This is a genomic window from Mycolicibacterium sp. 624 (assembly GCF_040548615.1).
Classification (GTDB): domain Bacteria; phylum Actinomycetota; class Actinomycetes; order Mycobacteriales; family Mycobacteriaceae; genus Mycobacterium.
On sequence record NZ_JBEPRZ010000011.1, the window covers coordinates 89,672 to 108,602 of the forward strand.

Annotated in this window: 20 protein-coding genes; 6 read left to right on the plus strand and 14 right to left on the minus strand. The window is 65.9% G+C overall.

Translation table 11 applies throughout. The features are described from left to right. Positions 1 to 212: 212 nt before the first annotated feature. From ABIA65_RS31810 to ABIA65_RS31820, 3 genes are read left to right on the plus strand one after another with little or no spacing between them, the layout of a single operon-like run. Positions 213 to 1,112 carry a class I SAM-dependent methyltransferase gene (locus tag ABIA65_RS31810; protein ID WP_241400761.1) on the plus strand — a complete coding sequence of 300 codons (900 nt, stop codon included), beginning with the start codon at positions 213 to 215 and terminating at the stop codon, positions 1,110 to 1,112. A gap of 23 nt (positions 1,113 to 1,135) precedes the next feature. After that, positions 1,136 to 2,047 (plus strand): SAM-dependent methyltransferase, encoded by a 912-nt coding sequence (locus ABIA65_RS31815; protein ID WP_354526075.1) that lies wholly within the window; start codon positions 1,136 to 1,138, stop codon positions 2,045 to 2,047. A 33-nt stretch (positions 2,048 to 2,080) separates the two neighbouring features. Further along, complete coding sequence (locus ABIA65_RS31820) at positions 2,081 to 2,980, plus strand: class I SAM-dependent methyltransferase (RefSeq protein WP_354526076.1); 900 nt, start codon at positions 2,081 to 2,083, stop codon at positions 2,978 to 2,980. Positions 2,981 to 3,265: 285 nt separating this feature from the next. Here ABIA65_RS31820 and sppA read toward each other — a convergent pair whose 3' ends face one another. Then, positions 3,266 to 5,050, minus strand: a complete 1,785-nt coding sequence (gene sppA / locus ABIA65_RS31825) for a signal peptide peptidase SppA (RefSeq protein WP_354526077.1) — start codon at positions 5,048 to 5,050, stop codon at positions 3,266 to 3,268. A gap of 123 nt (positions 5,051 to 5,173) precedes the next feature. Here sppA and ABIA65_RS31830 point away from each other — a divergent pair, with 123 nt between their 5' ends. Continuing rightward, the gene (locus ABIA65_RS31830) at positions 5,174 to 6,406 is read left to right on the plus strand and encodes a serine hydrolase domain-containing protein (RefSeq protein WP_354526078.1); all 1,233 of its coding nucleotides are present in this window, start codon (positions 5,174 to 5,176) and stop codon (positions 6,404 to 6,406) included. Between the two features lie 79 nt (positions 6,407 to 6,485). Here the strand turns inward: ABIA65_RS31830 and rplO are convergent, their stop codons facing one another. The 13 genes from rplO to ABIA65_RS31895 all read right to left on the minus strand — a co-directional run bounded on the left by rplO (position 6,486) and on the right by ABIA65_RS31895 (position 16,253). Then, on the minus strand, positions 6,486 to 6,926 hold the full coding sequence (gene rplO, locus ABIA65_RS31835; RefSeq protein WP_354526079.1) for a 50S ribosomal protein L15: 441 nt from the start codon (positions 6,924 to 6,926) through the stop codon (positions 6,486 to 6,488). A gap of 5 nt (positions 6,927 to 6,931) precedes the next feature. Continuing rightward, entirely contained in the window at positions 6,932 to 7,111 is a 180-nt protein-coding gene (rpmD, locus tag ABIA65_RS31840; RefSeq protein ID WP_020101428.1) for a 50S ribosomal protein L30, read from the minus strand. 4 nt (positions 7,112 to 7,115) lie between these two features. Beyond that, entirely contained in the window at positions 7,116 to 7,796 is a 681-nt protein-coding gene (gene rpsE / locus ABIA65_RS31845; protein ID WP_241400767.1) for a 30S ribosomal protein S5, read from the minus strand. Between the two features lie 28 nt (positions 7,797 to 7,824). Continuing rightward, positions 7,825 to 8,238, minus strand: a complete 414-nt coding sequence (gene rplR, locus ABIA65_RS31850; protein ID WP_241400768.1) for a 50S ribosomal protein L18 — start codon at positions 8,236 to 8,238, stop codon at positions 7,825 to 7,827. 3 nt (positions 8,239 to 8,241) lie between these two features. Beyond that, the gene (gene rplF, locus ABIA65_RS31855) at positions 8,242 to 8,781 is read right to left on the minus strand and encodes a 50S ribosomal protein L6 (RefSeq protein ID WP_241400769.1); all 540 of its coding nucleotides are present in this window, start codon (positions 8,779 to 8,781) and stop codon (positions 8,242 to 8,244) included. Positions 8,782 to 8,802: 21 nt separating this feature from the next. Further along, the gene (gene rpsH / locus ABIA65_RS31860; protein WP_241400770.1) at positions 8,803 to 9,201 is read right to left on the minus strand and encodes a 30S ribosomal protein S8; all 399 of its coding nucleotides are present in this window, start codon (positions 9,199 to 9,201) and stop codon (positions 8,803 to 8,805) included. 100 nt (positions 9,202 to 9,301) lie between these two features. Next, positions 9,302 to 9,487 (minus strand): type Z 30S ribosomal protein S14, encoded by a 186-nt coding sequence (locus ABIA65_RS31865; protein WP_163918946.1) that lies wholly within the window; start codon positions 9,485 to 9,487, stop codon positions 9,302 to 9,304. A 4-nt stretch (positions 9,488 to 9,491) separates the two neighbouring features. Beyond that, the gene (gene rplE / locus ABIA65_RS31870) at positions 9,492 to 10,064 is read right to left on the minus strand and encodes a 50S ribosomal protein L5 (RefSeq protein ID WP_241400771.1); all 573 of its coding nucleotides are present in this window, start codon (positions 10,062 to 10,064) and stop codon (positions 9,492 to 9,494) included. A gap of 2 nt (positions 10,065 to 10,066) precedes the next feature. Continuing rightward, on the minus strand, positions 10,067 to 10,384 hold the full coding sequence (gene rplX / locus ABIA65_RS31875; protein ID WP_241400772.1) for a 50S ribosomal protein L24: 318 nt from the start codon (positions 10,382 to 10,384) through the stop codon (positions 10,067 to 10,069). Beyond that, positions 10,385 to 10,753 carry a 50S ribosomal protein L14 gene (gene rplN, locus ABIA65_RS31880; protein WP_241400773.1) on the minus strand — a complete coding sequence of 123 codons (369 nt, stop codon included), beginning with the start codon at positions 10,751 to 10,753 and terminating at the stop codon, positions 10,385 to 10,387. 231 nt (positions 10,754 to 10,984) lie between these two features. Then, the gene (locus tag ABIA65_RS31885) at positions 10,985 to 11,701 is read right to left on the minus strand and encodes a hypothetical protein (protein WP_241400774.1); all 717 of its coding nucleotides are present in this window, start codon (positions 11,699 to 11,701) and stop codon (positions 10,985 to 10,987) included. After that, positions 11,701 to 14,052, minus strand: a complete 2,352-nt coding sequence (locus tag ABIA65_RS31890) for an arylsulfatase (RefSeq protein ID WP_354526080.1) — start codon at positions 14,050 to 14,052, stop codon at positions 11,701 to 11,703. The genes ABIA65_RS31885 and ABIA65_RS31890 overlap by 1 nt, the downstream gene beginning before the upstream one ends. Before the next feature lie 164 nt (positions 14,053 to 14,216). Next, positions 14,217 to 16,253, minus strand: coding sequence for a cellulose biosynthesis cyclic di-GMP-binding regulatory protein BcsB (locus ABIA65_RS31895; RefSeq protein WP_241405816.1), 2,037 nt, complete (start codon positions 16,251 to 16,253; stop codon positions 14,217 to 14,219). Between the two features lie 424 nt (positions 16,254 to 16,677). On the opposite strand from ABIA65_RS31895, the gene ABIA65_RS31900 reads away from it, so the two are divergent. Further along, on the plus strand, positions 16,678 to 17,817 hold the full coding sequence (locus tag ABIA65_RS31900; RefSeq protein WP_241400776.1) for a hypothetical protein: 1,140 nt from the start codon (positions 16,678 to 16,680) through the stop codon (positions 17,815 to 17,817). Then, on the plus strand, positions 17,814 to 18,929 hold the full coding sequence (locus ABIA65_RS31905) for a glycosyltransferase (RefSeq protein ID WP_241400777.1): 1,116 nt from the start codon (positions 17,814 to 17,816) through the stop codon (positions 18,927 to 18,929). Before ABIA65_RS31900 ends, ABIA65_RS31905 begins: the two co-directional genes overlap by 4 nt. The last annotated feature ends 2 nt before the right edge of the window (positions 18,930 to 18,931 follow it).

Here is an 18,931-nt window from a genome sequence, read left to right on the forward strand (position 1 = left end):
CGCACGAACTGGCCGCAAGCTCACAGCCTGCGAAGTCGCGCGTCAAACAGTCTACGAGAGTAACAGCCGCGACCGCTCCGACTCGCATCCGATGGGGGTCCGGCCACTCGAACCGAACTCCCAAGTTCGAAGCGTACAGTCAGAACCGAGTTATTAACTGGGCTAACTAAAACCCGGCCAGTTAAACCAGCCCATTACTTTGGAGACTCGCCATGGCGCGTACAGATGACGACACCTGGGATCTAGCGTCCAGCGTGGGCGCGACAGCGACCATGGTCGCCGCCGCCAGGGCAATCGCCTCACGCGAACCCGATGCCCTGATCCAGGACCCCTACGCCGCATCGCTGGTACGGGAGGTCGGTATCGACTTCTTCACCAAGCTCGTGGACGGTGTCGTCCCGCCCGATGCCGTCGGCGACGGCAGTACGGCCAGGACGATGACCGACGTGATGGCGGTGCGCACACGCTTCTTCGACGACTTCTTCCTGGGATCAGAGGGTGTCTCACAGGCCGTGATCCTGGCGTCGGGCCTGGACTCGCGCGCCTACCGACTGCCGTGGCCGAGTGGCACCGTCGTCTACGAGATCGACCAGCCGCGGGTGATCGAGGCGAAGAGCGCCGCGATGACGCGAATCGGCGCGTCGGCCACATGCGACCGTCGAGCCGTCGGCATCGACCTGCGTGAGGACTGGCCCGATGCGCTTCGGCGCAGCGGCTTCGATCCCGCCCAGCCGACCGCCTGGAGTGCCGAGGGCCTGCTGGTCTACTTGCCGCCGGAGGCACAGGACCGCCTGTTCGACGACATCACCGCGATCTCGGCCCCTGGCAGCCGACTCGCCACGGAGTACCACCCCGACGGAGGTGCCGCCATCGCCGCGCGCGCCGCGGCGATGAACGACGTGTGGCGCGACCACGGCTTCGATCTGGACATGGGCGAGCTGTTCTACGGCGGCGAGCGCACGCCCGTCATCGACTACCTGACCGCACACGGCTGGCAGGTCAGTGCCCGCTCGCGTGCCGAGGTCTTCGCCCACTACGGCCGCAGATTCGAGATCACTGGCGATCTAGCACCCATGAGTGGCTCGCTGGCCGTCATCGCCACCAAGAGCTAGCCATCAAGAGTTAAGGAGTATCGATGACCCGTACCGACAACGACACCTGGGACCTGGCCTCCAGCGTCGGCGCCACGGCCACCGCGGTCGCCGCGTCCCGAGCGGCCGCCTCACAGGGGCCCGATGCACTTCTCGCCGACCCGTGGGCTGACCCGCTGGTCCGTGCCGTCGGCATCGAGCACTTCGTCAAGCTTCTCGACGGTGACGACGACGGGCGGCTCGCCGCCGAGGACGACCCGCTGCTCAACCGGCGCGCGATGAATGAGCAGATCACCGTCCGCACCCGCTACTTCGACGACTTCTTCATGCACGCCTCCCGCGACGGTGTCCGCCAGGTGGTGATTCTCGCGTCAGGACTCGACACGCGCGCCTACCGGCTGCCGTGGCTGCGTGACACCACCGTCTATGAGGTCGACCAGCCCGCGGTAATCGCGTTCAAGACCGACACCCTTGCCGGCCTCGGCGCCGAGCCCACCGCACAGCTCCGCACCGTGTCGGTCGATCTGCGGGACGACTGGCCAGCCGCACTGCGGGCGGCAGGCTTCGACAGCAGCGCGCCCACCGCGTGGAGCGCCGAGGGTCTGCTCGTCTACCTACCCCCGGAGGCCCAGGATCGGCTGTTCGACGACATCACCGCGCTGTCGGCACCCGGCAGCCGGCTGGCCACCGAACACATGGACATGGCGTCACTGCCCGCCGACTGGGCGGACAAGCTCACACAGCGATCGAAGCGGATCGGATCCGATATCAACCTCGCGGAGCTGTTCTACCTCGGTGAGCGCAACAGCGCCGCCGACTATCTGACCGCCCGCGGATGGCATGTCGACGTCCGCCGGACCGATCAGGCCTTCGCCGCCAACGGGTTCGAGCTGCCCGACGACGAGCTGGCGGCCTTCGGGGGCGATTCCGGCTACCTCACTGGCACGTTGAACTAGACCGAACAAGACAGACCGAGACGGAGGACACCCATGGCGAGATCAGATGGCGACACCTGGGACCTGGCGTCCAGCGTCGGGGCCACGGCGACGATGGTCGCCGCGCAGCGCGCGCTGGGCCACCGCGAGAAGCTGATCGAGGATCCCTATGCCGAGCCGCTGGTACGCGCGGTCGGCATGGAGTTCATCCTCCGCATGCTCGACGGTGACTTCAGCTTCGAGGACATTGACCCGGTGTTCACGGCGCGGCTGGCGGCCGAGGCCATGGCGGTCCGCACCCGGTGGTTCGACCAGATGTTCCTCGACGCAGCCGCCTCGGGCGTGCGCCAGGCGGTGATCCTGGCCTCCGGTCTGGATGCCCGCGCATATCGCCTGCCGTGGCCGGACGGCACCGTGGTCTTCGAGGTGGACCAACCCGAGGTGATCGCGTTCAAGACCACGACCCTTGCCGATCTCGGTGCCACGCCGACCGCAACCCACCGCACTGTCGCCGTCGACCTGCGCGAGGACTGGCCCAGCGCGCTGCGCGACAACGGCTTCGACCCGAAGCAGCCAACCGCGTGGAGTGCTGAAGGTTTGCTGATCTACCTACCGTCGGAGGCTCAGGACAGGCTGATGGAGGACATCACCGCGTTGTCCGCACCGGGTAGCTACCTGGCCACCGAGCGCGTTCCCGACGTCGCGGCCTTCACCGAGGAACGGTCCAAGGAACTCTCCGACCGCATGAAACAGCTCGGCTCGGATATCGAGATGGGCGACCTGGTCTACAAGGGTGAGCGCACCAACGTCATCGACCACCTGCGGGAGCTCGGCTGGGCAGTGACGGCGTCGGCGATGCGAGACGCTCACGCGGCCAATGGGTTCGATGTGCCCGATGACGCGTCGTGGTCGGCGTTCACCGATCTGATCTACGTCCGCGCGAAGCTGGGCTGAATACACCTCAGGCCCGGCGTTGGGGAAAGTGCGAACACTTCCCCCAACGCCAGCCCGGCCGTCGGCCCTAGAGCCGCGGCGGACGGGGGCCCCCACCCCCGCTGGTGCGCCGAGTGCCGCCTCCCCCGTCGGGCACCCGGCACGTTCCGTTCCTCCCCGGCCGCAACGCAGTATTGATGTTAGGCGCGTTGACGCAGCCGATGAATCGGGGAAACCCCTAATGTTTTGCCAGCGACACCTCAGGGTGAGGACGCGGGGACCGGTCGTTGCGGGACGGGCAAACCGCTAGAAGCGGACATCACCCAGCCACGTCGCGGTGACCCCGGACATGGAGCGTTGCGCCTGCATCCATGCCCCGGCCAGCGAGCGGCCCAGGATGGCACCGACGGCATCGGGCAGCGAGGCCGCCGCCGGCTGCGATGACGGCTTGGGTCGCAACTTCTCCAGAAGCGACGAACCCGGAAGGTTGACGAGCTTGACGTCGGCATCCTCGTCGAGACCCGCCAGAACCTTCGCCCGATCTATCGCTGTGCGAAGTCCGCCGAGCTCGTCGACAAGCCCGCGCTCCAAGGCGTCGGCTCCCGTCCAGACGCGTCCACGGGCGACCGCGTCGACGTCCTGCACCGACATTCCGCGGCCGGAGGCGACGCGCTCGACGAAGTCCGTGTAGAACAGGTCGGCTTCGGCCTCGACCTGCGCATGCTGTTCCTCGGTGAACGGTGCGTTGACCGACCACGCGTCGGCATTGGCGTTGGTGCGCACCGAATCCGAGCCGATGCCGAGGCGCTCCTTGAGGTCTCGCGCCACCAACTTGCCGGTCACCACGCCGATGGAGCCTGTGATCGTTCCGGCGTTGGCCACGATCGTGTCGGCGGCCATCGACACGTAGTAGCCGCCGGATGCCGCCACCGATCCCATCGAGGCGACGACGGGCTTGCCCGCCTTGCGCAGCCGATCCACCTCGCGCCAGATCGTCTCCGACCCGCTGACCGAGCCGCCTGGGCTGTCCACGCGCAGCACGACAGCCGACACCGAGTCGTCGGCGGCTGCCTCGCGCAGTGCCGCGGCGATGGTGTCGCCGCCGGCGCTCGACCTGCCAAGAGGCAGGGCCTGTGGTCCGCCGCGACCACTGACGATGGGTCCGGCAAGCGTCACGACGGCGATGGCCGGCTTGGACCCGATGCCGGGCAGCGACGGCGGCGTCGGTCCGTGCGCGCGGGCGTAGCGCGACAAGAACAGGCGCGGCGGTGCGTCGGGATGCGTGTCGGCATCCCCGCGCTCCGATGAGACACCCGGCGCTCCAACGAGTTCGGCGATCCTGCCGTACGCCTCGTCACGAAACCCGATGCGGTCGACGAGCCGGGCGTCCAGCGCGTCATCGCGCAGCAGCGGCGCGTTATCGGCCAGTGCGTCGATAGCGGCGGTCTCGATGTGGCGCGACTGCGCCACCGCGGCGAGCACCTGGGCGTGCAGGCTCCCGATCATTGCGCTGTCGGCCTCGCGGTGCGCCTCGGTGTAGGAGTCCTGGGTGAACAGGTTGGCCGCCGACTTGTACTCGCCACGGGCGACGAACTGAGCCTCCACACCGGCCTTCGCGAGTGCGTCGCGCAGGAACATCGCACTGGTGGCGAAACCCACCAGCCCGACCGATCCCGACGGCTGCATCCACACCTCGCGGAACGCCGACGCCAGGTAGTACGACATCGTGCCGGGATAGGTCTCGGCCCACGCCAGTGACGGCTTGACGTCACTGAAGGCGAGGATGGCATCCCGCAGTTCCTGGATCGGACCGGGGGCCGCGGCGGGAACCTGGACGCGGGCGATGAGGCCTGCAACCCGGTCGTCCTCGGCGGCGCGATGAATGGCCGCGACGGCTTCGCGCAGAACCAATGGGCGGCCACCGCTCAGCAGCGCCATCGGATCGAATCCGCTGGTCTCCTCGGGCACCGTCTGGAGGTCGAGTTCGAGGACGCAACCCTTCGGCACACCGTGATGCCGTGCGGTGTCCACTTTGCGGGCCAGTGTCCGCAACTCGTCGGTACCGGGGATGCCAGGGAGGAATGCGAACATTCCTCAAGGCTACCGATCCGTTCACAGACGATCCGGACACCGACGCTGTCACCTGCGACGATCGCCGTTCTCCAGTGCGAGCCCAGCCCCCACCGCGAGAATGACGCGACGGAAGGGGACTCAATGGTGCTCAAGGTGGCCGTGTCACCAGATCTCATCCACGGCGACGTCGAACCCGGCTACGGCAGGATCGCCGACGCGTTTCGGGCCAACTTCGCTTCGGGTCAGGAGGTGGGTGCCGCCGTCACCGTCTATCGCGACGGCGACAAAGTGGTGGACCTGTGGGGCGGTTACCGCAACGGACTCACCAGAGCACCATGGCAAGAGGACTCGATGGTCAACGTGTTCTCGACGACCAAGGGTGTTGCGGCCCTTGCCGTCGCGGTCGCCGTGTCGCGGGGTCTGTTCCGCTATGACGCGAGGGTCGCTGACTACTGGCCGGAGTTCGCGGCGGCAGGCAAGGGCGAGGTGACCGTGCGCCAACTGCTGGCCCACCAGGCCGGCCTGTCGGCGGTGACGCCGGCCCCCACGCTGGACGATGTCGCCGACCCGTCCCGACTGTCGCCCATGCTCGCGTCGCAGGCGCCCGCGTGGCCGCCGGGCACCCGGCACGGCTATCACGCGATAACTCTGGGCTGGTATGAGTCCGAACTCATCCGGCGGACCGACCCGGCCGGCAGAACCCTCGGCAGATTCCTCGCCGACGAGATCGCAGGTCCGCTCGGACTCGATCTGCACATCGGCCTGCCCGCCTCGGTGGACCGTGACCGGATCGCCCACGTGCACAACTGGAAACGTGCCGAGACGCTGCTTCACCTCAACGTGATGCCACCCGGCTTCGTCGCCGCATCACTAAACCCCGTCGGCCTCACAGCCCGCACAGTCTCGGTGCCACGCAACGTCAACGCATTCGACGGGGACTACAACCGTGATGATGTGCGGTCCGTGGAGATTCCCTCGGCGAACGGGACGGCAACGGCCCGCGCGGTCGCGAGGCTCTATGGTGCGGCTGCGACCGGCGGCGCGGCACTGGGCCTGAACGAGGCCACCTTCGAGGACCTCGCGGCAGCGACGACCACGCCCAGCGGCGGTATGCGCGACAAGGTGATGCACGTCGATGTGGCGTACTCGCTGGGCATGTGCAAACCATTGCCGCACTTCGGGTTCGGCTCTTCGGGACGGGCATTCGGCACCCCGGGGTTTGGCGGCTCCTTCGGGCTGGCCGACCCCGACACCGGGATCGGCTACGCCTACGTCATGAATCGACTCGGCTTCCACCTGTGGAGCGACCCACGGGAGCTGTCATTGCGCCAGGCGCTGTTTCGCGACGTGCTCGGCGCGCGCCCGCAGAGCTAGCGGGCCGGCCCCAACCGCCGGCCCATCCCCCAAAAGCAAAATGCCCCCGCCGAGGCGGGGGCATTTCACATGTCTTGCACTACAGCTCGGTGGCCGAACCGCCTGCTGCAATGATCTTCTCGCGCGCGCTGCCGCTGAACTTGTGCGCGGTGAGGTCGACCTTGACGGACACCTTGCCGTCGCCGAGCACCTTCACCAGCGTGTTCTTGCGGACCGCACCTGCAGCCACCAACTCGTCGACGCCGACAGTGCCACCCTTGGGGAACAGCTTGTCGAGGTCACCGACGTTGACGACCTGGTACTCAGTGCGGAACCGGTTCTTGAAGCCCTTGAGCTTCGGCAGCCGCATGTGGATCGGCATCTGGCCACCCTCGAACGTCGAGGGGACGTTCTTGCGTGCCTTGGTGCCCTTGGTGCCGCGACCGGCGGTCTTACCCTTGGAGCCCTCGCCGCGACCCACGCGAGTCTTGCGAGTCTTGGACCCGGGGGCGGGCTTCAGGTCATGAAGCTTGATGGTCATGGTTGCTACGCCTCCTCAACCGTTACGAGGTGGTTGACGACGGCCAGCAGGCCGCGCGTCTGCGCATTGTCCTCACGCACCACGGACTGGCGGATCTTCCGCAACCCGAGGGTGCGCAGGCTCTCACGCTGCTTCCAGCGAGCACCGACGGTGCCGCGCACCTGGGTGATCTTCAGTTCAGCCATGTACTTATGCCGATCCCTCACGCGCGGCCGTAGCAGCCAGCGCTTCGCTCTCACGTCGAGCCTTGAGCATCCGCGCAGGCGCGACGTCCTCGATGGGCAGCCCACGACGGGCCGCAACCTCTTCCGGACGCTGGATCATCTTCAGCGCGGCAACGGTGGCATGCACCACGTTGATCGCGTTGTCGCTGCCCAGTGACTTGGCCAGGATGTCGTGCACGCCGGCGCATTCCAGCACCGCACGCACCGCGCCACCGGCGATGACGCCGGTACCCGGGCTGGCCGGACGCAGCATCACGACACCGGCCGCAGCCTCACCCTGCACCGGGTGCACGATGGTGCCACCGATGAGCGGGACGCGGAAGAATCCCTTGCGGGCCTCTTCGACACCCTTGGCGATCGCCGCCGGAACTTCCTTGGCCTTGCCGTAGCCGACACCGACCATGCCGTTGCCGTCGCCGACGATCACCAGTGCGGTGAAGCTGAACCGGCGACCACCCTTGACGACCTTGGAGACGCGGTTGATGGCAACGACGCGCTCCAGGTAGTTGCTCTTCTCGCCGCCGTCGCGACCGCCACGGCCACCACGGTCGTCGCGCCTGCCGCGACCGCCATCACGACCGCCACCGCCGCCGCCACCGCGGCCGTCGGTGTTCGACGGCCCGGCTCCACTAGCCTGCTCGGCCATCATGCAGTCCTTCCGTAAGTCTTCATCATCAGAATTTCAGCCCGCTCTCACGCGCGGCATCGGCCAGCGCAGCGATCCGACCGCCGTAGGTGTACCCACCACGGTCGAACACCACCGTCTCGATGCCTGCGGCCTTGGCGCGCTCGGCGATCAGCTGACCGACCCGGACGCTGTGGGCCTTCTTGTCGCCCTCAACGGCACGCACGTCCGCCTCGATCGACGACGCGGCGGCCAGCGTGACGCCGACCTGATCGTCGACCAGCTGTACGTGGATGTGCCGCGAGCTGCGGTTCACGACCAGGCGCGGGGCCTCCGAGGTGCCGGCGACCTTCTTGCGAAGGCGTGCGTGGCGACGCAGGCGCGCCACCCGACGTGTCTCGGAGATGTTCTGCCCAAGGGGCTTCCGCTTGGCGGAAGCCACATCAGTCTTCGTGGTAGCCATGACTTACTTACCTGTCTTTCCGACCTTGCGGCGGATCTGCTCACCCTCGTACCGCACGCCCTTGCCCTTGTACGGGTCGGGGCGGCGCAGACGGCGGATGTTCGCCGAGATCTGACCGACCTTCTGCTTGTCGATACCGGTGATTGAGAACTTGGTGGGGGTCTCCACCGCGAACGTGATGCCCTCAGGCGCCTCGATCACGACGGGATGGCTGTAGCCGAGCGCGAACTCGAGCGTGTTGCCCTTGAGCTGCACGCGGTAGCCAACGCCGAAGATCTCCATCTTCGTGGTGTAACCCTCGGTGACACCGGTGATCAGGTTGGCCACCAGCGTGCGCGACAGCCCGTGCAACGAACGGCTGCGCCGCTCGTCATCGGGGCGGGTCACCACGATGGCGCCTTCGTCGTTGCGCGCCACCGAAATCGGCTCGGCGACGGCTAGACCCAATGAGCCCTTCGGGCCCTTGACCGAGACGTTCTGCCCCTCGATCGTGATATCGACCCCGGCAGGAACCGGGACCGGCTGCTTACCAATACGCGACATAGTTCTACTCTTCCTATCCCGCTACCACACGTACGCGAGGACTTCGCCGCCCACGCCGCTACGCGCTGCCTGGCGGTCGGTGAGGAGGCCGGAGGACGTGGAGATGATCGCCACGCCGAGGCCACCAAGCACCCGAGGCAGGTTGGTGGACTTCGCGTACACCCGCAGGCCGGGCTTGGACACCCGGCGCAGGCCCGCAATGCTGCGCTCACGGCTGGAGCCGTACTTCAGCTGCACCACCAGGGACTTACCGACGCGAGCATCCTCGGTGCGGAAATCGCTGATGTAGCCCTCAGCCTTCAAGATCTCGGCGATGTTCGCCTTGATCTTGCTGTGGGGCAAGGTCACCTCATCGTGATACGCCGAGTTGGCGTTGCGCAGACGTGTCAAGAAGTCTGCGATCGGGTCAGTCATCGTCATGACAACCGGCTCACCTTCCTCGCGGCGGTTCCCCTGGGTGGAATTCCCTTGGGGGCCTGCCGCGCACTTTTGTTAAGTGGTTTCAATGTTTGGATTTGGATTACCAGCTGGACTTCTGGACACCCGGCAGCTCGCCGGCATGCGCCATCTCCCGCAGGCAGATTCGGCACAGGCCGAACTTGCGGAAGACAGCGTGCGGACGCCCGCACCTGTTGCAACGCGTGTAGCCGCGAACCTTGAACTTCGGCTTCTTGTTGGCCTTGATGACCAGCGCTTTCTTTGCCATCTGCTCAGTTCTCCTTGAACGGGAAGCCCAGCGCGCGCAGCAGCGCACGGCCCTCGTCGTCATTCGTCGCCGACGTGACGACTGTGATGTCCATGCCCCGCGGGCGGTCGATGCTGTCCACGTCGATCTCGTGGAACACCGACTGCTCGGTGAGACCGAAGGTGTAGTTGCCGCTGCCGTCGAACTGCTTGGGCGACAGGCCGCGGAAGTCGCGGATACGCGGGAGGCTGATCGACACGAGCCGGTCGAGGAACTCCCACATGCGGTCGCCGCGCAGCGTGACGCGGGCGCCGATCGGCATGCCCTCGCGCAGCTTGAACTGTGCGATGGACTTGCGGGCCTTGCGGATCTCCGGCTTCTGGCCGGTGATGAGCGCGAGGTCGTTGACGGCGCCGTTGATCAGCTTGGCGTCGCGGGCGGCGTCACCGACGCCCATGTTCACGATGACCTTGACGACGCCCGGGATCTGCATGACGTTGTCGTAGCTGAACTCGGTGTTCAGCGCGGCCTTGATCTCATCGCGGTACCGCTGCTTGAGGCGCGGCGGCGTCTTTGCGGGAGCTTCTGCAGTAGTCATTCTCAGATGTCCTTGCCATTCTTCTTCGACACGCGGACCTTCTTGCCGCTCTCCTCGTCGACGCGGTAGCCGATCCGGGTCGGGTTGCCGTCGGAGTCGACCACCATCACGTTGCTCACGTGAATCGCGGCTTCCTGGGTGACGATGCCGCCCGAGGACGCGCCACGCTCATTGCTGGAGACGGCGGTGTGCTTCTTGATCCGGTTGACACCCTCGACCAGGACCTTCTCGCGGTCGGGGTAGGCGACCAGGACCTTGCCCTTGGCGCCCTTGTCCTTACCGGAGATGACCAAAACGGTGTCGCCCTTGTGCACCTTCATTTACAGCACCTCCGGGGCCAGCGAAACGATCTTCATGAACTTCTTCTCGCGCAGCTCACGACCGACCGGCCCAAAGATGCGGGTGCCGCGGGGGTCATTGTCGGGCTTGATGATGACGGCAGCGTTCTCGTCGAACTTGATGTAGCTGCCGTCGGCGCGGCGGCGCTCCTTGACGGTGCGAACGATGACGGCCTTCACGACATCGCCACGCTTCACGTTGCCGCCGGGGATCGCATCCTTGACGGTGGCCACGATGACATCACCGATGCCGGCATAGCGTCGCGCCGAGCCACCGAGCACCCGGATGCACAAGATCTCCTTGGCACCGGTGTTGTCGGCGACCTTCACTCGCGATTCCTGCTGAATCACTCGATCTCCTCGATTTCGATGCACGCCAAACAGCACTAGATTGTTCGACGTACGCTGTCTTCGTCACCTAAGGGCACGCAGGGCTTCCGCCTCCGCTGAGCACTTACAAGAAGAACTCAGATGAGAGCGGCTACCGAGGTCTGCCCAAGGCAACCCCTACATACTAGGTGACCGGCGCGAATGCACCAAATCGCGGCGACCAGCGCTTTCCGTGTGCGTGGTGTCGGCGGGTCAGGGGATCTCGACCTGTGGGTCACCGGTCAGCCGCGCCCCCGCGTCGTCGAGGGCATCCACACCGCTGGGCGCCTCCACGTGCACCGACACCAGGTAGTTGGCGGTGTTGGTCCAGATGTGCACGATCCTGTCGCGAAACTCCACCGATTTCTCCGATGTGTCCGACCAGGCGCCCATCAGCTTCTGCCCGCTGTAGTCGCACAACTCCGCGGGCAGGACGCTCACGGTGCTGACGGCCGCGGTGGCCATGATGCGATCGGTGTAGTCGCGGAACGCCGCCGCGGGATCGTGCGTCGTACGCGCGATGGTGATGGTCGCTGACATCGCCTCGGGTCCGGTCAGCGTGGCGGCGATGTCACCGGAACCAGGAGCCAGGCTCCACCCGTCGGGCAGGGCCACCGTGATCCTCGGCGCCTGCGGATCGGACACCGCCGTCTCGACCGCATCACCGGGCTCCGGAGGTAGTGGGCACGTCACAGTGCCCGCCGGGATCGGAACCTGGAGCGTGGGCATAATGCCCGGCTCAGGCTGGGCGGTGTCGGTCGTCGTGGGTGGGGACGACACCGGTGACGACGACGCGGACGCCACCGATGTGGTGACTGATGCCGCCGACGGCTCGGTAACCGCAACACCCTCGCTCGTGCGCGCGCATCCCGACGCGACGATCGCCGCGATGCAGCTGATCGCGAGGCCACTCACGCGCCAGGTGCTCATCAGTCCCTCGCAAAGGCCTGGGCGAAGTCTCTTTCAAGGTCCTCATATGGCGTGCCCGATATGTCGACGACCACCTTGGCGATGGTGCCGCCGGTGAATGCGAATGGGGCCTGGTAGCTGCTCGACACCGCCTGACCGGCATTGCGACCGACTGCCACGCCACCGCCGGCGAGCCCGAAAGTGCCCGGATGGGCACGCACGCCCGGCAACGTCGCAACCTTGGCGTCATCGACGTACAGCGAGACGTCGCCGAGCGGAGTGTGACTGTTCTCCACGGTCCCGGTCCGGTCGTATCGGACGCCGAACACGTGACTGCCCAGAGGAATCGGGGCCGGGGCACAGACACTCTGCTCGTCCTCGCCCATGAAGTTGTAGACGTAACACAGCTGGGCGTCCTTGACGAACAGCACGTGACCACCGTGGCCCGCGCCCTGCTTGAACAAGACGCCTTCCGCGGCGCCGTCATCAACGGTCACCTCGGCGAGGACGGAGAACGACTGCCCACGAAGCTCGGGGGCGGCACCGACGCCCACTTCGGCCGAGTCCGGGTAGTAGATGAAGGAGTTGCGGTCGACCGACAACGAGGGTCGCCAACGAGCGATCGTGTCGAAGATGTTGAGATCGCCCAACGGCAGCCCGTTGTACTTGGCGGCCTCGCTGAACCACAGCGCCTTGAGTTCCTCGAGCTTCTCTGGCTGCTGGGCGGCCAGGTCATGGCACTGACTGCGGTCGGACTCGATGTGGAACAGCTCCCAGCGGTCAGCGGGGAACTGCGACCAACCAGCCGGGCTCGCCGCGTGCACCGTATTGGCCAACCAGCCCTTGTGCCAGATCGCCCTAGTGCCGAGCATGGTGTAGAACTGCGTGTCCTTACCCGTGTCGGCACACGAATCGGCAAGCGCAGCAGCGAAACTCACCCCGTCGAGCGGCTTCTGAGCGATACCTGCCACCTCGTCGGGCGGGGTGATTCCGAGTAGGTCGTAGACGGTGGGCGTGACGTCGCAGACATTGATGTAGGTGTCTCGAACTTCGCCGTGCGCATCAATTCCGTTGGGCCAGCTGATGATCGCGCTGTCGGCGATGCCGCCCTCGTGTGAGGCGTAGCGCTTGAAGAGCTTGTAGGGCGTGTTGAACGCCATCGCCCACCCGATCGGGTAGTGGTTGTAGGTCTCCGGCCCGCCGAGCTGGTCGTAGAACCGCAGGCTCTCCGCGACGGTGTCGATGTAGCCGTTGAAGAACTTGTTCTCGTTGACCGAGCCGTTCGGTCCACCCTCTCCGCTGGCTCCGTTGTCGGAGATGACGACGATGATGGTGTTGTCGAGCTGGCCGGATTCCTCGAGGTAATCCAGGATGCGGCCGATCTGCGCGTCGGTGTAGGACAGGAAGCCGGCAAACACCTCGGCCATCCTGGAGAACAGCCGCTTCTCGTCGTCGTCCAGTGTGTCCCATTCCCGCACGGTGTCCTGGTACGGCCATGCCTCGCCGTTGGGCCCCTTGACGTCGAGATACGGGTTGACCGGCGATAATTCGGTGTCTTGGGGCACTATGCCCAGCTTCTTCTGATTCTCCAGCACGACCTCGCGATAGGCCTCGTAACCCATGTCGAAGCGGCCGGCGTACTTGTCGGCCCACTCCTTGGCAACGTGATGGGGCGCGTGGCCAGCGCCGGGGCACAGGTAGTTGAACCACGGTTTGTCGGGTGCGATCACCTTGGCATCCCGAATGAACTCGATCGCCTTGTCCGCCAGGTCCTTCGACAGGTGGTAGCCCTCCTCGGGAGTGGCGGGCGGCGCGACGGGGTGATTGTCGTACACCAGTTCCGGATACCACTGATCGGTCTCGCCGCCCAGGAATCCGTAGAACCGCTCGAAACCCCGGGCCAACGGCCAATGTCTCTTGGTGGCGGCGAGGTTCGACTCCTCCAGTGGGGTCAGGTGCCACTTGCCCACGCAGTAGGTGTTGTACCCGTTCTCGGCGAGCACCTCCGACAACAACGCCGTGTCGGCGGGTATGCGCCCGTTGCAGTTCGGAAATCCGTCGGTGAACTCCTCGATGGTCGCCATTCCCACGGTCGTGGCATTGCGACCGGTCAGCAGCGACGCGCGGGTCGGCGAGCACAGCGCGGTGGTGTGGAACTGCGACAGCCGCACACCGCGCTGCGCTATCCGACTCATCGCGGGCATATCGACCAGTCCACCGAAGCAGTCCCAGGTGGCAATGCCGATATCGTCCCAGACCAGGTACAAGACATTGGGTGACCCCGCCGGGGCGGTCGGCGCCGCGTACGGGCCCCAGTCGGGTTCCGAGTCGCGGATGTCGAGTTCGATCTTGCCGTTAAACGTCCGTGTCATCGCGCCTCGTCCTGATCCGTCGGCCGCCGTGTCGTCGCCGGTCGCCCGGAGGTTACACCGGCTAGATGTAGCGTCGCTGAGGAATTGACCCGCGGCGCCACTTTGCCTCGGCAATGCCCTCAAAGACACTGCCTTGCAACGGCAGAGCGTCAGGCGATATCCGTCTAGTCAGCACCACCGCGGCGTCGTCGCCACCACAGCGCTGCACCCAATCCGAGCACGGCGGCGGCGAGGACTCCTGCGCCGATGGCCAGCCAGATAGGCGGCGAGTTGGCTCCATCCTGGTCCGTTGTCGGTGCGATGCCCTCCGGCCCGATCGCCAACTCGGTGACCGTGCCCTCAGCGCCGGCCGCCAGAACGTCACCGCTCAGGCTCGACCAGCCGTTCGGTAGCTGATCGATATGGCCGAAGAGTGGCTCGATCAGCGACCATGCTCCGCTCGAGGTGACCAGGACGACCGTACGATCGCGGGGCTGGTCGGCAAAGACCTGAATCGACGCCAGCCCCCCATTGATGTCAGCGCGAAGTTCGTCGCGGAGAGCGACCTGCACATCGGAGCTCTCGCCACCGATCGGCGGGCGCAGCGACGTCGACCGCAGTGTCGCGGAGTTCGCCACGATCAGCGCACCCGTACTCGCTCCTGCCGCGTCCTTGACGTTGACGACACGCGGCCTCAGGGGCGCCTCGGTCTGCCGAGCGATGTTCGCGACCACGCGGGATGCAAAGTCGAGTTGACTCGGACCACTGCCGTCGAGCGCGACAAGGAATTCGGGGCTGAATTCCGATGGCACGGCCCCGAAACCCCCAAGTGGCTGCCCACCGCGTCGCATCGTCAGCGTCGACCGGGGATCCAACTCAAACGTCATCGGCGCAATGGTCGGGCTGCACAGTTGGCGTGGGCTGAACGTCAGGTCGAAATCGAAGTTGACTCGCTGCTTGAGAAACTCGCCGGGCACGTCGAAGACGGCATCAACGCGGCCGCTGTCCCGCAGCGGCGCGGTGTAGACCGCCTGACCGTTCACGCTGACCATCACACTCGCAGAGTCCGCGTCCGCAACCGGCGTATGGGTGGCCAGCAGATGCACCTGCACGCCGTCGACCCGGGCGCCCAGCGCAGAACGGTCAACGCCCACGGTGAACTTGGACGTCCGAAGCACCGAGCTTTCGCCCGTCAACTTCAGCTGACCGAAGGTGGCCTCGTCGGACTCGGGGCCCACGTCGGAACCCGCCTTGCTGACACGCGCATTCGGGACCTGCGCCAACGACTGCAACTGGTTGATCACGAGGGATGCCTGTTCGGCGAGTTGGTCGCCACGGCCGGTCAGCTTGAGGAAGGCGTCGGACGTTCCTGCGTTGATCACCTCGAGTCCGGCATCGCCGCGTTCGACCACGATGGCGCGGGTGAATTGTGGTGCGGGAGGGGGCGAAGCACCTCGCGGTTGATTGACCACGGTGATCGCTGTCGACTGCGGTCGGTACATGCGCGCGACCGCTGACGCCAATGTGAGCACGCCCTGCTTCTCCGCGTCCTCGGCGTCGGTCGGCGCATAGATCGTGAGTCGCTGCAGAACTGGGGGGAAGAACGTCGCGATCGTGGTCGGGGCGGTTTCGTTTCCGGCGAACACCGCAGTGAGATCGCTGATGACCACGCGCTCCCCGAGCCCGCACCGTTCTTGGCCTGGGCGCGGAACCTCTCGCACCGTGAAGGACAGCCCGACTCCCGAGGCATCGGCCTGGGCTGCCGCCACATCGACGTCGAATGGAACAACGGCTTGATTGGGGGCAACGGCGGGCAAGTCGATCGTTGCCATGAGTGCGCCCCTACGGTCGACGATCTCCACGAAACCCGCGGCGAAATCGACCGGTGCGTGAATGAGGCCGCGTAGCCGAATGATGGAGAAACCTGATGGCACGGGAACTGTGAAATCCTGATTGGTGTTGGCACCGACCAGCGTGATGTCTCCAGTAAGTCCGAGTGTCCGCCACGGCAGCGCCACCTCCCCGCCGGCAGCGGGGTCGAGGTTCAGCGGGTCGGCATGAGCCGCCTGTGGCATGCCAAGCGTCGCCGCGAGCACCACCGACAGAAGTAGGCCCGCCACCCTACGGATAGCGTTGTGCCCTATCGATGTTCGAGACAGTCCCCCGTTCATGGCCGCCTCGTTCCTCGTCACGTGCACGGCATCGCTGAACTCATGAGACACCCGCTCCAAGTCTTTAGTGTGGAGGCATCCGAATTGCATATCGGCGTCGGACGATACCGTTAAACCACCGAATGTGGTGCCAGACCCGCCGCCGCGCGATTCGCGGGGAAAACAGCTTCGCAATAACCTTCGCAAACCGCGTGCACGAAAAGTCGAATGCAATATCATCGGTGCGTTAGTGATCGGGTGCGGCAATTACCATGTCGTCGTGTCCACAAATGCAGAGATACCGGCGTGACCACCACGACGCATTTCCCAATCGGCGCGTTTCCATCCAATGCCGGGCAATTCGGACTAGCGCAACTACCATGTTGATCGCATCGTGAGTTCAGGACGGAGCGCCGCAGAGTTGGGTTTCAACGTGTCGAAGGTATCCCCGTCCACGATTTCCACTATTTCATCGCTCGAAACCCGCTTGCTGATCATGAAGGTGCTCGTCGGCGCAGTCATCGGCCTGTGCGCCGGGGGGCTCATCGGCGGAGTTGGCTTCGCAACGTTGGCAGCAGACAGCACCGCGACAGCCTTTGTGCGACTCCAGAATCCGGCTGACCTGACGGCCATCGCAGGCGGTGCGGATCAGACCACCCCCAACAACCAGGACAACTCGAGCGCATTCGTCGCCGGGGAGATCGCCTACCTATCGGGGAAGGGCTTCGCGCAGGCCGTGGCTCGCAAGATGGCGAACGACGAGCCCGCGGAACTCAACATCGCGCAGGCCAATGAGTCGCCGATGGTCACCATCAGCACCAGTAGTAGGTCCGGTGACGAAGCCGTCAGAACCGTGCAGACGGCCATCGACCTCTACGGACACGAACTCGAGCAGCGCGTTGACGCGCAGCTTCGGACGATCCTGCCGAGGCTGTCCGAATGGCAACAGCGAGCCGCCGCAGACCCCACCCGTACGCAGGAACTCCAGCGAGTGCGCGAGAGCGTCGAGCTGCAAGCGGAACAGGCCAGCACCCTGCTCGTCGTGCAGCCTCCGACACTGAACCATCCGAGCAGCAGGCAGTGGCTCATGGGAGCGGTTCTCGGCGCGCTGGTGGGCGGTTCCTGTGGCGCGGCAGTCGTGCTCGCTCGACGACGACGCTCCGGCCACGGATCCCTGGTGAAGACCGTGACCGACGAGGTTGAAGGTGTGCTGCTGCCCGCCGTCGACCTCGACATGCCGCCGCGCAATGCGTGGACTGACGAACAGGCCCGGCTCGGCCGAACGCTCTACGCGCAGTGTCCGTCTACGGGACCCAATCGCCTCATCCTGGTCATCGGCGCATCGCCGTCATCAGGAGGCGCAGCCGTGGCTTCTCTGCTGAAGATGGCGGCGGCCGAATCGCCCACGGCTCGAGTGGTCGACGGCGGATCCGTCGGCGACCCGACGCTGACCCCCGACGCCATCGGCGCCGCCACCGACATCGTGCTCGCGCTCCGAATCGAAGCCGACACCGTGACGCAAGCTTTGGCGTTGCGCGCTGCCACCGCATCCAGTGCCGCGCCCGTGGTGGCGGTCTTCACTCACCGTCGGTGGCGGGGTCTTTCGTTCGGGAGACGCCGACGGGGCCACGCGTGAGGGTGTCAATCGTTCACGAACGGCTGACCGAGATAGCCGGTTCCGAGCACGTCGTTGCCGAACTCTCCCGGGAGTGGCCAGATGCGCCGATCACGATTCCCATCGTCGATTCACGGGTCACCGCCGCGTTCACCTCCCGCGTGAAGACGGGTGCGCTGTCCTCGGCCTACCGCTTGGCGGGCTACCGCAGCTACGCGCCGTTGCTTCCGATGGTGCCGGGATGGTTGCGACACCACGACTACGGTTGCGCTGACGCGGTGATCATCAGCCATCACGCGTTCGCGTTGGCCGCGGCCAACGCCCCGTTGCGGGCACCGACGATCGCCTACGTCCATTCACCGGCGAGGTGGGCGTGGGACGAGGGCATGCGAGTCGAAGAGGCTTCGTCACGAGCCGGACGCCTGGCACTCGACATGTTGTCGCGGTTGGCGATCAAGACGGAGTTGGCCGCGGCTTCGAGGCTCACGACCATCGTGGCCAACAGTTCGGCGGTGGCGCAACGGGTCAAGCACCATTGGCAGCGGGAGGCGCAGGTCGTCCACCCTCCGGTGAACATCGACTTCTACACCCCGGACGCAGCTGAGGCGCGTGAGGACTACTTCCTGCTCGCAGGACGGTTGGTGTCCTACAAACGCCCGGATATCGCCATAAGGGCGGCCGCGCAGGCCGGTGTGAAACTGGTGGTCGCCGGTGGTGGCCGGGACTTCGCCAAGTGCAGGAAGCTCGCCCGTGGCGCCGACGTCACGTTCGCCGGTCGGGTTTCGAACGAGGAGTTCCGCAGCCTGTACCGCCGCGCGAAGGCGTTGGTGATGCCGGGTGAGGAGGACTTCGGCATCACGCCCGTCGAGGCCATGGCCTGCGGGACGCCGGTGATCGCGCTCGGGGTCGGTGGCGCACTCGACAGTGTCGTCGACGGCCATACGGGCACATTCGTTGACTGCGCCGACGACGCCAAGATGGTCGGTGCCTTCGCGGAGGAGTTCGCGTCCTTCGACGGCGGTCGCTTCGACCCGGTCGAGATCCGTGCGCACGCAGAACGGTTCTCGCCGGAGAACTTCCGCCGCAGGATGGCCGGCGTCGTTAGGCAGACGCTGGAGGGCCGACGAGAATGACG

Bases quoted from the DNA above. Each gene is read 5' to 3' on its own strand.
- ABIA65_RS31810 (WP_241400761.1), top strand. From the start codon at position 213: ATGGCGCGTACAGATGACGACACCTGGGATCTAGCGTCCAGCGTGGGC.
- ABIA65_RS31865 (WP_163918946.1), bottom strand. From the start codon at position 9,487: ATGGCAAAGAAAGCGCTGGTCATCAAGGCCAACAAGAAGCCGAAGTTC.
- rpsH (WP_241400770.1), bottom strand. From the start codon at position 9,201: ATGACGATGACTGACCCGATCGCAGACTTCTTGACACGTCTGCGCAAC.
- ABIA65_RS31820 (WP_354526076.1), top strand. From the start codon at position 2,081: ATGGCGAGATCAGATGGCGACACCTGGGACCTGGCGTCCAGCGTCGGG.
- rplO (WP_354526079.1), bottom strand. From the start codon at position 6,926: ATGACCATCAAGCTTCATGACCTGAAGCCCGCCCCCGGGTCCAAGACT.
- rplX (WP_241400772.1), bottom strand. From the start codon at position 10,384: ATGAAGGTGCACAAGGGCGACACCGTTTTGGTCATCTCCGGTAAGGAC.
- rplR (WP_241400768.1), bottom strand. From the start codon at position 8,238: ATGGCTACCACGAAGACTGATGTGGCTTCCGCCAAGCGGAAGCCCCTT.
- ABIA65_RS31885 (WP_241400774.1), bottom strand. From the start codon at position 11,701: ATGAGCACCTGGCGCGTGAGTGGCCTCGCGATCAGCTGCATCGCGGCG.
- sppA (WP_354526077.1), bottom strand. From the start codon at position 5,050: ATGTTCGCATTCCTCCCTGGCATCCCCGGTACCGACGAGTTGCGGACA.
- rpmD (WP_020101428.1), bottom strand. From the start codon at position 7,111: ATGGCTGAACTGAAGATCACCCAGGTGCGCGGCACCGTCGGTGCTCGC.
- ABIA65_RS31900 (WP_241400776.1), top strand. From the start codon at position 16,678: ATGAAGGTGCTCGTCGGCGCAGTCATCGGCCTGTGCGCCGGGGGGCTC.
- rplE (WP_241400771.1), bottom strand. From the start codon at position 10,064: ATGACTACTGCAGAAGCTCCCGCAAAGACGCCGCCGCGCCTCAAGCAG.
- ABIA65_RS31890 (WP_354526080.1), bottom strand. From the start codon at position 14,052: ATGACACGGACGTTTAACGGCAAGATCGAACTCGACATCCGCGACTCG.
- rplF (WP_241400769.1), bottom strand. From the start codon at position 8,781: ATGTCGCGTATTGGTAAGCAGCCGGTCCCGGTTCCTGCCGGGGTCGAT.
- ABIA65_RS31815 (WP_354526075.1), top strand. From the start codon at position 1,136: ATGACCCGTACCGACAACGACACCTGGGACCTGGCCTCCAGCGTCGGC.
- rpsE (WP_241400767.1), bottom strand. From the start codon at position 7,796: ATGGCCGAGCAGGCTAGTGGAGCCGGGCCGTCGAACACCGACGGCCGC.
- ABIA65_RS31830 (WP_354526078.1), top strand. From the start codon at position 5,174: ATGGTGCTCAAGGTGGCCGTGTCACCAGATCTCATCCACGGCGACGTC.